The organism is Pseudomonas sp. LBUM1678, from assembly GCF_059695575.1.
The window spans coordinates 3,810,864-3,823,554 of sequence record NZ_CP166775.1 but is presented as its reverse complement, the minus strand read 5'-3'; the positions used below and the strand labels follow the sequence as shown (position 1 = coordinate 3,823,554).

13 protein-coding genes and 2 pseudogenes are annotated in these 12,691 nt (G+C 53.7%); 7 read left to right on the top strand and 8 right to left on the bottom strand.

All coding sequences use genetic code 11. The features are described from left to right. Nucleotides 1-216: 216 nt before the first annotated feature. From ACA070_RS17330 to ACA070_RS17320, 3 genes are read right to left on the bottom strand one after another with little or no spacing between them, the layout of a single operon-like run. A complete protein-coding gene (locus ACA070_RS17330; protein WP_497447614.1) occupies nucleotides 217-1,125 on the bottom strand; it encodes a pirin family protein in 909 nt (302 codons plus the stop codon). A gap of 16 nt (nucleotides 1,126-1,141) precedes the next feature. Further along, nucleotides 1,142-1,549 carry a DoxX family protein gene (locus ACA070_RS17325; protein WP_426119103.1) on the bottom strand — a complete coding sequence of 136 codons (408 nt, stop codon included), beginning with the start codon at nucleotides 1,547-1,549 and terminating at the stop codon, nucleotides 1,142-1,144. Nucleotides 1,550-1,575: 26 nt separating this feature from the next. Further along, nucleotides 1,576-2,184 carry an FMN-dependent NADH-azoreductase gene (locus tag ACA070_RS17320; RefSeq protein ID WP_426119101.1) on the bottom strand — a complete coding sequence of 203 codons (609 nt, stop codon included), beginning with the start codon at nucleotides 2,182-2,184 and terminating at the stop codon, nucleotides 1,576-1,578. A gap of 94 nt (nucleotides 2,185-2,278) precedes the next feature. On the opposite strand from ACA070_RS17320, the gene ACA070_RS17315 reads away from it, so the two are divergent. Both ACA070_RS17315 and ACA070_RS17310 read left to right on the top strand, forming a co-directional pair. Further along, nucleotides 2,279-2,698: a winged helix-turn-helix transcriptional regulator gene (locus ACA070_RS17315; protein ID WP_426119100.1), complete on the top strand. Its 420-nt coding sequence runs from the start codon at nucleotides 2,279-2,281 to the stop codon at nucleotides 2,696-2,698. A gap of 74 nt (nucleotides 2,699-2,772) precedes the next feature. Beyond that, the gene (locus ACA070_RS17310; protein ID WP_497447613.1) at nucleotides 2,773-3,075 is read left to right on the top strand and encodes a winged helix DNA-binding protein; all 303 of its coding nucleotides are present in this window, start codon (nucleotides 2,773-2,775) and stop codon (nucleotides 3,073-3,075) included. A 133-nt stretch (nucleotides 3,076-3,208) separates the two neighbouring features. Here the strand turns inward: ACA070_RS17310 and ACA070_RS17305 are convergent, their stop codons facing one another. The 4 genes and pseudogenes from ACA070_RS17305 to ACA070_RS17290 form a co-directional block, all read right to left on the bottom strand. After that, on the bottom strand, nucleotides 3,209-4,678 hold the full coding sequence (locus ACA070_RS17305) for an amidase (protein ID WP_497447612.1): 1,470 nt from the start codon (nucleotides 4,676-4,678) through the stop codon (nucleotides 3,209-3,211). Between the two features lie 59 nt (nucleotides 4,679-4,737). Next, nucleotides 4,738-5,127: a YybH family protein gene (locus ACA070_RS17300; RefSeq protein ID WP_497447611.1), complete on the bottom strand. Its 390-nt coding sequence runs from the start codon at nucleotides 5,125-5,127 to the stop codon at nucleotides 4,738-4,740. 27 nt (nucleotides 5,128-5,154) lie between these two features. Continuing rightward, nucleotides 5,155-5,730: a transporter family protein gene (locus tag ACA070_RS17295; RefSeq protein ID WP_497447610.1), complete on the bottom strand. Its 576-nt coding sequence runs from the start codon at nucleotides 5,728-5,730 to the stop codon at nucleotides 5,155-5,157. 376 nt (nucleotides 5,731-6,106) lie between these two features. Further along, nucleotides 6,107-7,080: pseudogene (locus ACA070_RS17290) on the bottom strand (IS5 family transposase). Nucleotides 7,081-7,410: 330 nt separating this feature from the next. Here ACA070_RS17290 and ACA070_RS17285 point away from each other — a divergent pair. The 5 genes and pseudogenes from ACA070_RS17285 to ACA070_RS17265 all read left to right on the top strand — a co-directional run bounded on the left by ACA070_RS17285 (nucleotide 7,411) and on the right by ACA070_RS17265 (nucleotide 12,174). Continuing rightward, nucleotides 7,411-7,806: a PAS domain-containing protein gene (locus ACA070_RS17285; RefSeq protein ID WP_497447609.1), complete on the top strand. Its 396-nt coding sequence runs from the start codon at nucleotides 7,411-7,413 to the stop codon at nucleotides 7,804-7,806. A gap of 47 nt (nucleotides 7,807-7,853) precedes the next feature. Further along, on the top strand, nucleotides 7,854-8,231 hold the full coding sequence (locus tag ACA070_RS17280; protein ID WP_497447608.1) for a PAS domain-containing protein: 378 nt from the start codon (nucleotides 7,854-7,856) through the stop codon (nucleotides 8,229-8,231). Nucleotides 8,232-8,290: 59 nt separating this feature from the next. Further along, nucleotides 8,291-8,482 (top strand): annotated as a pseudogene (locus ACA070_RS17275) (methyl-accepting chemotaxis protein); the annotation flags it as partial. 419 nt (nucleotides 8,483-8,901) lie between these two features. After that, nucleotides 8,902-10,728, top strand: coding sequence for an amidohydrolase (locus tag ACA070_RS17270; RefSeq protein WP_497447607.1), 1,827 nt, complete (start codon nucleotides 8,902-8,904; stop codon nucleotides 10,726-10,728). A gap of 414 nt (nucleotides 10,729-11,142) precedes the next feature. Beyond that, a complete protein-coding gene (locus tag ACA070_RS17265) occupies nucleotides 11,143-12,174 on the top strand; it encodes a helix-turn-helix domain-containing protein (RefSeq protein WP_497447606.1) in 1,032 nt (343 codons plus the stop codon). 15 nt (nucleotides 12,175-12,189) lie between these two features. Here the strand turns inward: ACA070_RS17265 and ACA070_RS17260 are convergent, their stop codons facing one another. After that, the gene (locus tag ACA070_RS17260; protein ID WP_426119704.1) at nucleotides 12,190-12,363 is read right to left on the bottom strand and encodes a hypothetical protein; all 174 of its coding nucleotides are present in this window, start codon (nucleotides 12,361-12,363) and stop codon (nucleotides 12,190-12,192) included. Between the last annotated feature and the right edge of the window lie 328 nt (nucleotides 12,364-12,691).

The window sequence follows — 12,691 nt, the reverse complement described above, 5'->3', positions numbered from 1 at the left end:
CATACCATCGTTTTCAAGCTCCCGCAGTGCGCCGTGCGCATATCATGTCTTCGATATGAATCAAATCTTGCGTTTGCAGGTCAGGCGCGCCTGGATGGTGTCGCCGATGCCCACAGGGTTGATAAAGCGCAGGGTGTCCAGGCCGTAGTTGGCCAGAGCCGGGCCCGGTTCGTCGGCGGCCCGGCACGGGAATTCATCGCCGATGCCGGATGATCGTCAGCGAAATACCGGAATCGTCCCTGAAGCCGTGCGCCGATCCCCGGCTTCCTTGAGCTTGCGGCCTAGTTCGGCGATGCGACACTCTCCGGCTTCCAACGCCTGCGCGGAGGTATGCACCGAGTAGTAACCCATGTGCAGTGGATAGGGATGCGGCACGGCCGATCCAAGGACGAATACGGCGTCGTCCTCGCTGGATGCTTCGAGCTCAATGGTTGTTTCGCCCGGCTCGAACACCACCATTTCTCCTGCCTCGACTGGGTCACCGCCACCTGCATCGAGCCTGCCCTTAGCGAGTGCCAACCAGCCCACGGAATGGCCAGCCGGCGGCTGGTACGTCCAGCGCTCGCCGGCACGCAGGGTAACGAGCAAATAATTGATGCCTTCGGGCGCAGGCACGGGGCTTTGCACGCCTTCGTGGTTGCCGACAATGATGTGTGCCGGGCCGGCTTGGCGCATGTGTTGGGCTTCGATATAGCGGCTTTCCTGTTCGCCGTTTTCCTGTTCGGCGGGCAGGGCCAGCCAGAGTTGGAAGCCCTGGAGGCGTGGCACGTCGGCGGCGGACAGTTCCTTGCCATGCCACATGCCACCGCCGGCACGTGCCCATTCCACGGCACCGTAGCCGAGCGTGCCAGACGTGCCATTGGCCGGGTCTTCGTAATGGACGGCGCCTTCGACTGGCACCGTCACGGTCGCAATGCCTGAATGCGGGTGCAGCGGCATGTCGGCCATCGCCTGGATGGTGCTCTTGTCCGCATCGAACAGGTCGAGGAACACGAAGGGCTTGGCGAACTGGCCAAGGTCGGAAGGACTCATCAACCGAATGATCGGTCCGTGCCCATGGCCTCGCGTGCGATGCGTGATGGGCCGCGCTACAAGTGCGCGCTTGTAGCCGAGAACTGCGCTCATTTTTCTTACTCCTCTTTCAGCCCCGACCCAACCGATTCAACATCGGCACACTGGTCCGGTGCTGCCACGCGATCGTTGCCGTGATGAGCAGTAGCACGATGGCAGGAACGGGGCTGCCACCAATGACAAACAGGTGAACCAGGATGGCAGCTGACATGGTGGCAGCCAATAGCAGGCCCGCCAAGCCTGCCATGGCTGGTACCAGCAAACCAATCGCGCCGATGATCTCAATCAGCCCCGTAACGATCCGGAACCATTGACCGATTCCAATGTGCTCGAATATTTCTACCATCATCGGCACTCCAGCGAGCTTGGCACCGCCGGCAGCCAAGAAAACCAGAGCGGCGAGAATCCGCAGGCCCCAGGAAACAAATTTGCTCGTTCGGCTCTGCGCGGTCGGTGAAATTGAAGTTGTCGTGTTCATGGCATATTTCTCTTGAGTAAGGGATATCAGGCTGCGAGTTGCTCAACCTGTGCTATGGCAGTCGCAACGGCCGCCTTTCGGGTCTCATCACCCAATGCCAAGCCTTCAGCACGAACGAAGGTGACGTCATTTATTCCGACGAAACCAAAAATGCCGCGCAGGTAGGTTTCCTGATGATCAAGGGAGGCGGCAGGTGCGCCCTCGCTGAAAAGCCCGCCGCGTGTCGACGCAACGATGACCCGCTTGCCGCCAGCGAGCCCTTCAACACCAGTGGCGGAGTAACGGAAGGTCTTGCCAGCTACCGCAATGCGATCAAGCCAAGCCTTGAGCTGGGTCGGCAGCGAGAAGTTGTACATGGGAGCACCAATGACGACGATTTCGGCGGCGAGGAAATCGGTCAGGAACTGCTCGTTGCGCGCGACTTGCTGCTTGGTGGCTTCGTCTTGAGGTTCTACGCCCTGGAAGGCCAAGAACTCGGCTGCGGACAAATGCCCGATGGGGTCGGCTGCAAGATCGGTGCGAACGACCTGGATGCCAGGCTTGCCTTCAGTCAGTCGCTCGACGATGGTGGCCGTGAGCTGTCGGCTGACCGATTGATGATCCAGAATGCTGGCGTCGATATGCAAAAGCGTCATGGCTAATTCCCGTGGTATACAATTGTGATTCGAGCTAACAATGAACCACCACGCCTATCACGCACAATACGGCACATAAAGAGAACCCAGTATCATGGATGTAACCGTACCGCCGCACGATTTGCAAAAGTCCGACTGCCAGAAGATCAGTCGGGTACTGGCTCGTGTCGGCGAAAAGTGGAGTGTCCTGATCATCATGTTTCTGGAAGGCGGCCCTCGCCGGTTTACAGAATTAAAGCGCTCTATCAATGGCATATCTCAACGCATGTTGACGCTTTGTCTGCGAGGCTTGGAACGAGATGGAATCATAAAGCGAACGGTCATTGCAGTCATGCCACCACATGTCGAATACGAATTGACGCTGCTTGGACGCTCTCTGACAGAACCTGTTATCGCATTGGGAGCATGGGCAAATAATCATATTTCCGACATCGACGCAGCCAGAGAGGCATTCGATAAGCAAGAAGGCGGTGACGAAAACGTGTTGGGTGGAATCTCGTCCCGAAGCAAATAGCCAGTCCTGAGCCGTAGGTTGCCCAAGCGTGGCGAAGAGAACGCCCCGACCTCAATCACGACGGATTGGCAACTTTGCGTATTCGCAGTCTCTCCATGCTCATCGACCGACATATTTCGCAAGTGGCACAACGTATTTATGATCCTGAAGACCGACGTAGCCAACTCATCCAGCTGAGTGACGAGGGGATGCGGTTGGTTGATATTGCGATTACCCGACTAGCCGAGACGAGCCTTGAATGTCTGGAACAATTGACCCAGGTGCCGGGTGAACTTGATCAGCTCGGCCACCTGCTGCATGCAGTTGAAGCGGGATGGTTGCAGGCGACGCCCGCAGACAGCAATCCACTGGCACGTTCCGAAAAGCCGGTACTCTAAGGCCCAGTAAAAGCAGGAGTAAAGAAGAAGATACTCGTTGGGGGGAGGGGACAAGATTGAACATCGCGGTGCGCTCACGACGGTCAGGTACACCGCGATTTTTTTCGCGGATGTACCCGATCGTGTCACCTGCTCAGCGCGGGTCGATTGGTGTTAGTCGACCTGCCCGTGCTTCGATGATCTCCGCGGCGTCAAACAGGTCTCCCTCGCGATAGCGCCGGCCGAGTAATTGCACTCCGCAGGGTAGCCTGCTCTCGATACCAACTGGAACTGACATTGCCGGGAAGCCCAGGTTGGCGATCCCCATCATGGACCAGTTGGCTTTTACCGCTCGTCGCATGCCTTCAAGACTTTCGATGTCCAGATTCTGCGGAAAGGCCTGTTCGGCAGATACTGGAAGCAGTATGACCGGATAGGACTCCAGAACTGCTTGCAGTTGGGCTATCAAGCTGCCGCGCCGTGCATAGCCGTGCATGTAGTCTCTTAAAGTGGGCTGCGTGCCCCACCAATCGGCTGCTACTTCAAGGGTGAACTTCATAGCCGTCAGCGCTCCTTGATCTCCTGCTTGCTCCATGAGCGGGAGCATTTCACGAAACTCCTCTATCGCAAGTAGATACCAGAGACGATAGGCTTCCTCTAGGAAGGGTAACTCTATTTCTTCGACGATGTAGCCCGCGTCTGACAGATAAGTTGCAGCACGATCTAGAGCTTCCAAGACCTCCTTTGAGGTAGTTGTCGCAGCGGATGTGCGCAGAATTCCGACTCGCATCGGGCGTTCGGCGTTTTTCGTGTTGCCGGGCATGGGCAGCGACAACAGATCCCTTGAGTCGAAGCCACTCATAGCCGAAAGAGCCAGTCGCAGATCCCCGACGTTCCGAGCAATAGGCCCGTCTGTTGCCATGACTTGCACGCAAAGAGGTTGATCTAGGTTTTTAGGGCCATACCAGCGAGGAACTAATCCAACCGTCGGTCTGATTCCTGTCACTCCACAGCAGTATGCGGGGTACCGGATCGACCCGCCGATGTCATTACCGATTGCAAGCGGCATCATGCCTGCTGCAATGGCTGCCGCGGCACCACCACTCGAACCGCCAGGTGTGTGGTCCTTGCTCCATGGATTGAGGGTCACTCCGTGTAGGTTGTTGCTGGAGAACCAGCGTAGCGAGAACGCGGGTAGATTGCTTCGTGCAGTCAGTATGGCCCCGGATTGCCGCAACTTGGCAATCGATGGTGAGTCCTCGGTAGCGATATTGCCGGCGAATAGAGTTACCCCATTGGTAGTTGCGCGGCCAGATTGGTCGATGTTGACCTTGGTCGATAGAGGAACGCCATGTAGAGGCCCGAGCAGTTTTCCAGAGGCGACGGCGCGGTCGGCCTCATCTGCCGAGGCTAATGCTTCTTCGTGATTGACCTCGGTGAAGGCGTTAATGATGGGGTTTATCGCATCGATACGGTCAAGGCAGCTTTGTACAACTTCACGAGAGGATAGTTGTCGAGTTCTGATCGCTTTGGCCAGATCCACCGCACTCCAGGTCCAGGGTTCGTTTGAGGTAAGTGGGGTATTGTTCTGCTCAAATGCTGATGTGATTGGCTCGGTTTTCATCTGTTTCTACCTTTTGTATTTGATCTAAGAGCGCGCGCGCGCGACGAAAAGCTTTATGTTCAGTCGTCGCTTTTATCCCGACTGACTACGTCCCTATGCAGCTGCCAGGCTCCGTCGATACGTTTCCAAGTGACCAGATAGCGTCCCGCCACAGCAGTGATGCGTTGACCTTGTGGGGATTGAGCAAAGAGTTGATAGGCGCCTATTTCGGTTGCTGCTTTCTCATCTCCATCGACTTCCAATGTTGTGAATTTCCCAGCGACGATGCCTTTCCTAAAAATGTCTTCGAAGAAGCCGGCGATCTCAGTTCTGCCTTTGAGCGTTGGTGCGCCGTCGGGAAGAAAACGAGCGTCATCGGTATAAAGCTCAGCCACGATTTGGCTGTTCTGGCTAGCAATGGCGTCAACCAGTTTTTTCTCTGCGAGTTGTATTTGGTCCTTTAGGGACATGAGTGGCTCCATCTATTTCAGCGGATGTTAGTAAGAGATCCAATCAGCATTGCTGAAGGATTCATGCTCTATTGAGGCGCAACCATGAAATGCTGGCCGCATGTGTGGGTATGAGGTGCTCAATCCCGAGTTACTGTCGTTACCTATAGGGGCGGTGTGGATGAAAAGATGGTGGGGCAGGTTCCACTGAAGGATCAGAGGAATTAATAGAGGGAGGGGATCGGCGTTGATGGTCTGTGCGTCTGCAGAAGTTTGTACGTCCTCCTCTAAACATAACTTGAGCAAAGGTAGTACTCCACCAGAACCATGGCTGGCTCGAAATACGGTAGTGCCGATTATCCGCGGGTAAAATATGGCGATGCGCAGTAGGTTCTGGCTGAAGGCGTTATCTGAGGGCGCTCCTCGATAGCCTTTCAGCTCATTGGCGGTGTGATTGCATGTGCGAATTCCCAACGTCACATCTGGAGTGGGCGAAGGACTGATGCCTGCACCGGTATCGTAAACCCCAGGCATTGTGGTCGGGCTACCATATTCGGTAGCGTCTGCCGCCGGAGACCTGCCGAGCAAGCCGAGGGGCAGTGTATAGTTGGTCTCGGTATGCATGGCGCCCCCCTGATCGAATCGACGATATGGGGCATCTTATGGGGCGATAAAGGTTGAACCTATCCGTTTTCAGCACAGTTTCAGCGGTGTGATGCTTGTCTGCGTAATTGCATTCGAATTGACCTGCTCGCACCGTATCGACGACCGGCAGAGAGCGGCCAAATACGGAAGTTCGTTTTTTTGTAGCTGAGAGTTTTATATCTCGCATGAAGAATCGACCTGGATTATCTAGGGAAGGTCTGAAGTACCCACCGATTTTTCATGCCCTCGCTACTTGAGGCTGAAAAATCATAAGTCGGTCGAAAATCAGACCTTTCTTGCCCTTAATTCATGGTTCTTTCCTCTGATCGCGCTGTTTCAGGGCGATCAGCCTGCATTACAGACGCACCTCGCCCATCCCCATCAACCGTTTTCGCACCATCCACAGATTCGACAAAGCGAACAAGGTTGTCTGTTGAGCGATGTTTTTCGACAAGCCACGAAAGCGCACTTTCGTATAACCAAACTGGCGCTTGATCACGCGAAACGGATGCTCAACCTTGGCCCGCACCTGCGCTTTCGCGTCTTCGATTTTGCGACGCACCTGAGCGATCAAGCTCTGCTTGCCGTGCTTCTTATACGTGCTGGGCCGCGCGGCAATCGACCAGATCATCTGGCGATCCTGATGCTCGGGACGTTTGTCCACGCCGGTGTAACCGGCGTCGCCACACACGTAAGTTTCCTCACCGTGCAGCAACTGATCGATCTGCGTCACGTCCGCCACATTGGCCGCCGTGCCCACCAGGCTATGCACCAAGCGGGATTCGGCATCGACGCCGATGTGCGCTTTCATCCCGAAGAAATACATATTCCCCTTCTTCGTCTGGTGCATTTGCGGGTCGCGTTTGCCGTCCTTGTTCTTGGTCGAACTCGGCGCGTGAGTGATCGTCGCATCGACCACCGTGCCGTGACGCAACAGCAGGCCACGGTCGCCCAGATAGCCATTGATGACCTGCAAAATCCCGCCTGCCAACTCATGTTTTTCCAACAAGCGGCGGAAGTTGAGGATCGTGGTTTCATCGGGAATCCGATCCAGATTCAAGCCCGCGAACTGGCGCAGAATCGTCGTTTCATATAGTGATTCTTCCATCGCCGGATCGCTGTAGCCGAACCAGTTCTGCATCAAATGAACGCGCAACATGGCCATCAACGGATACGCCGGACGGCCCCCTTCGCCCTTTGGATAATGCGGCTTGATCAAAGTAACCAAGCCCAGGGCACCACCTGATCCATCTCGATCAGGAAGCGCTCGCGGCGGGTCTGCTTACGTTTGCCGGCGTACTCGGCATCGGCGAAGGACATCTGTTTCATCGGGACTCAACCGTCGTGTTCGTGTCAGGCGGGGTTTTCACCAGATTTGGAAGTCTTCTTCAGAGTTTCCCTTACCCTGTAGGTGCTTTAGAACTCATCCAATAAGAAGAGCATGCCCACAATGTTCAGTCTTCCAGGTTCGCGCGGTGATCGAAAAACTCGCCTGCAGCTCATAGCTGCCTTAGAGGGAAAGCAAGACCAACCCGAGTTCCGCGCAAGCGCCAGGGATCAAGAACTCAAGCGCGCATGGGAGAGCGCAGCCAATAGAGAAAAGGGACTGACGGCACACGTCAGTTTATTGGAAGCCGAGCTTGAGGCAGCTCGTGCGCATTGTCAGCAGCGGAGAACAAGATTGAAGCCCAAAGGGAGCGTTTTGACCTTATCAACCGTGCGTCCAACGAAGGTCTGTGGGACGTGGAGGTGGTCGGTGGTGATCCAATGAGCCCGAACAACATCTGCTGGATGTCACAGACTTTGCGTGAGTTGCTGGGTTTTAGCGACGAGCGCGAATTTCCCAATGCCATATCCAGCTGGTCCGATCGCATGCACCCAGATGACAGACTAACCGCGTTTGAGGCGTTTGGCCGACACTTGAATGATAAGTCCGGGAAGACACCGTATCGCGTGGATATCCGCATGGCATTGAAGGGCGGTGGGTACCGCTGGTTCTTCTCACAAGGAGAAACGCTGCGCGACCTGCAAGGCGTGCCTATCCGGATCACCTGATCGATACGGGATATTCATGATGACTGGAGCGCGAAAGAGCGCTGGATGTGACCCTTACCCGGTTCGAGCTTTCCCGCGAGTTGCTAACCGATGGTCTATGGGACATGGAAGTGATTGCTGGCGATCCGGTTAACCCACGAAACCCTATATGGTGGTCTCTGCAATTCCGGCGCCTGCTTGGTTTTGAGACAGTCGAAGAATTTCCGGATGTACTCGAAAGCTGGACTTCACGCCTGCACCCCGAGGATAAGGAGCGCAGCCTGACGGCATTAGCTGAGCATTTGAATGACCGCTCCGGCAGAACCGCGTTCGACATTCAATATCGGCTCAAGCTCAAGAGCGGTGAGTTCCGCGGTTCCGCGCCCGTAGCCAAACCCGTAGGGATGAGCGCGGCACACCACTGCGAGCGGTTGGTGCGCTGGTAGACATCCATTTCCAGCACGAACAAGAACAGTTGCGCGAAACCGAAGCCAAGCATCAGCAGAATCTGGAGCAGAACATTGCTCAGCTGACGCAAATTGTGGGCACTATCCAGGGCATTGCCAGCCAAACCAATTTGCTTGCACTCAACGCTGCTATTGAAGCAGCCCGAGCGGGCGAGGCTGGGCGCGGATTTGCGGTGGTGGCCGATGAAGTCAGGAAACCTGCTACCCGAACCACTGAAGCCACGCAGGAAGCGACCAGCATGATGAGCAAGTGATTCTGCTTCGAGGGGAAGCCGCGGCGGGGCGATGCGCGGTTGGTTTGTTTCTCTCACCAGCTGCTTTATAGGGCGCTGACTGCCAAAGCATCAATTGAGCAGCGGTCTGGCTGTTATTGCTAAACAGACAGCAATTAGTCACCTCCCGATCAGGCAGGGGCCCAACCAGGTTGCACAACATCGCTCACGATGGAGGCAACTGCTTCTATTGCACTGATGAAGATCATCTGCGCAGTACGCATAGGCTGTGCTGTGAAGACGCGATGCCAAAACTGGATAACGGGCACTTTTGCCGCGCTCGTACTCTCATGAGAATGACCTGCAACCCTCTTGGGTGGCCGCATGCTGGCGGACAGGTTGATTAAATCCAGAAAGACCTTCTTCGAGGACCAGAAATGGAAAGTTCAACTCGTCGCACGCTGATTTTCGGTGGCCCTGTCTTAACTCAGAATCAGGGGAGGGAAACTCACGAAGCCATCGTTCTTGAGGGGGACTCGGTGGTTGCTACCGGAGCGTTGGCGGACATGCGTAGTTTAGCGGGGCCCGCAGCACACAAAATTGATGTTGGTGGCGCCTGTGTTATTCCGGGCATCATTGACAACCACCCACATTTTCTTCACCTCGCCAGTTTTGATGCGATGTGTGTCGATCTGTACGATGCACGCAATCACGATGATATACGTGCGCGGATTCGAGAGCGTGCGGCAGTTACTCCCGTCAATGGTTGGATTGTCACCACACCCGTGGGTGAACCCCATTACTTTATTCGCCGCTCTTGGCGCGACTTGCCTGAAGGACGTCTGCCAAATCGATATGAGCTCGACGCCGCTGCGCCTGATCATCCGGTCTGGATTCAGGCCTACGCGCCGCAAGTGCCGAACATCAGTGTTCTGAACTCCAAGGCATTGCAGATCCTGGGACTCGGACGAGATTTGCCCGATGTGGTGGACAATGTCTGGATTGAAAAGGACGATTCCGGTGAGTTGACCGGTATCTTCCGGGGTAGCGTGATCAATTACTACAACGACAGCGCGTTCTGGATGACCCGAGTGGTTTCGCAAATGCCACTGCCGCCCGCAGATCTTTGGTATCACGGTGCGCTGGCGGGTCAAATCAGGGCGGCCAATCAAGGGGTAACCGCATGTTATGAGGCGCATGTGATGGACGCTTCCCATATCGCTGCTTACCAGCGCGTACGTGATGAAGGCCTGCTGAGTATGCGAGTCATGTCCGCTCTTGATGTCGCACCAACGTCCTGGGATTTAGGGCTCGGCCTAACTGACGAGAATGTGTACGAGAATTTCGAGCTGGCGATGAAACTGTCGCAAACCAGCGATCCCTTGTACCGAGTTAATGGTATGTCGCTGGCAAGAGGGGGAGGCGCCTGGTCTGGTTTTCTTAGAATCGATCAGACTTACAAGGATCCCTATGGACGTCCAACTAATGGACGTACATTCGTACCACAAAGCATCGAGCGCAACGCCATTGAATATTGCCTGCGTAACAATGTTCGATTGAACATGGTACAGGGCGGCTATCAGGATCACAGAGAGTTTCTCGAGTCCCTTGAGCCTTTCCTCTCACAATGGAATGTGCGGGAGAGGGAGTGGATCATGCAGCACAATATCCTCATCGATGAGAAAACTATCAAGCGTTATGCCGAACTGAACTTCCATCTGACCAGCAGCTTGAGCTTCTGCTGGGGCAAGGGAGATTTGTATCAGGAGCGTATTGGCGAACATGTGCTCCCTGATCTGGTGCCGATTGGTAAGATGATGGCTTCCGGTGCCAACGTCGGGCTGGGTTCTGACTGGGGGCCAACCAGTCCATTCGAGCACATGGCGCTTGCTGAGACGCGCGAATTTTCAGGTTCGGGGCGCAAGCATTCCGGCCCTGGTAACACAATCGATCGGCAACAAGCATTCGACGCCTGGACGATAAACAATGCCCGACTGATGCAATGGCAAGGTATAGGTGCGCTGATGCCGGGATATAAGGCCGATATTGCCATCATTGATCAAAATATTCGGACATGCAGCCTCGACCAATTAGCTAACACGCAAGTCCTGCGTACGGTGATGGGGGGGAAGGATGTTTTTGATGCTGGTGTCATACCTCGCTTAGACGGGGGCGAGTTATCCCTGGAGCGTTCGCGGCCGATAAAACGCAGCGCGATGAAAGGTCATATTTGCGGTGCTAACTGCGGTTATGCACATGAATAGGGCGCATTTTTAGAAGACGATCATTTTAGAGGCAGATCGGTCGTAACTTTTCTTTATAAGGACTCGGCCGATCTTTCACCTTTTACTCTTTTTTCTTCTTTATCAGTGATATGGCGAGCCCGAATTCTGGATGGGTGTACTTTGGTTGCACTGCATTAAAAACGCGAATTTCCGTTACGTTTTGAGCGTGGGTAGCCGGCCGAAATGCTCTCGATATCAAAGTCGAGTCTGTTTTGGATGTTATCAATATACCTGGATGTTTTTAGGAGTGGTGTTTTTTATAACCATGCTTCGGTTTTTTTCGTTTTGATTAGCAGTTCGTCACATTAATAAATTTAGTGATGATGTTATTGAGTTTTTCAGCATTCTGGAACGTATTTTGCTTGTTTTTTAGTGGCCGGATTTTTCGGTGCGTTGGCAAAAGTCGTATCTTTCGAAGGCTATAACAATATGAAATCAGAGAGTGTTTGCCGTACTAGTGATTACTATGTTCATGCGGGTCATCATTCAGACCCGTTCACCAATTCTGTAGCGTTTGATGGCTGGGATCTGGAGTACATTCAACTTTCTTCAGGGCAATATCAATGTAATACTAAGGAATTGTGGCTTTCTGGATTACAGATTTATACAGAGATCGGAAATGTAACGAGCCACCAACATGGTATTGCGTGGGCTGATTCATTTGTTTTTGCCCTGCCTTGGTGCATGGAGCGCGAAGGACGAATAAATGGTCGAAGCTGGATGGCAAGTGACCTCGTCATTTTTAGAGGCGATAATGATTATGATGCATTGGTTCCCCCGACCAAATTGCTGATTGTGGCAGTCTCTCGTAAAGTGGTTGCTGAATATATGGAGGCAGTCGAACATGTGTCGGTAAAAGACTGGCTGAAACGTGGGATGTTCCTGGTCGACGACTCGACATGCACGGCAAGCATGACCAAAGTGTTCATTGGTATGCTCGACGTCTGTCATGATGATCCGGAGATGCTTAGTCATCCTGAGGTACGCTCAGCCTTGATGCAAAAGGCGATGGAGACACTGGCCCCTGTTATCCTAAAGAATTTTACAGTACCAGCGATTGTCCATCGAGAGTTCAATCATGTGCAGATCGTGCGCCGGGCACGCGAATTTTTAGTTGATAATATTTCAGAGCCCATGCAGATTATTGATGTCTGTCGTGAGCTTCGTGTTTCTCGACGAGTATTGCAATACAGTTTTCAGGATCTGTTGAATATCAACCCGGTGAGTTACCTTCGGTTGCTCAGGCTGAATGGAGCTCGTCGTGATTTGGTGAGTGCGGGTGATGGTGCGGTGCAAGTAAAAGATGTTGTGGCGAGTTGGGGGTTCTGGCATTTGAGTCGTTTCAGCTCTGAGTATAAAAAAATATTCAATGAACTTCCTTCGGAGACACTAAATCGCGTAAAGCGGGACATACGCGCTCTGTAGCGCGTATATAAAATATCAAAGCGTCACTGCGGGTTGCGATGTCTTCGGCAACCTCCTGCAGCTTATCGCCTCGGTATCGACAGTCTGGCCGATACCAATATAGATAGCCTTCTCGATACCGATCAGAATCGGCATTGATGGGAGATCCAGCTTGGTCATCGCCTTCATCGCCCGGCATCGATTATCCATTGCAAATCGCCCTCTCTCTCGGGTGCATAATTGTGATTGTACGGAAATCAGATAAGAGGTTCGGTTTGTCGTTCAATCAGTTCCGACAGCCAGCTTGGCTGGTGATGCAGTCGCCACTTTCCGTTATCGATGGGGGAAGCCTCTGCCTTCTGACGGATGGCACGAGTTGTTTTACCTTATGCCAAATCTGGCTAACACTACTCTTTTGCGCTTCGTACTCTTGCAGGCATCAGTATTGCCATGAGGTGCAATTTACTGAGTAGTGAAAGATAAAACGCTTCTTATAAAAATCGCTCAGGGGCGCTTTCAATATGCCGCTCCACCGCAA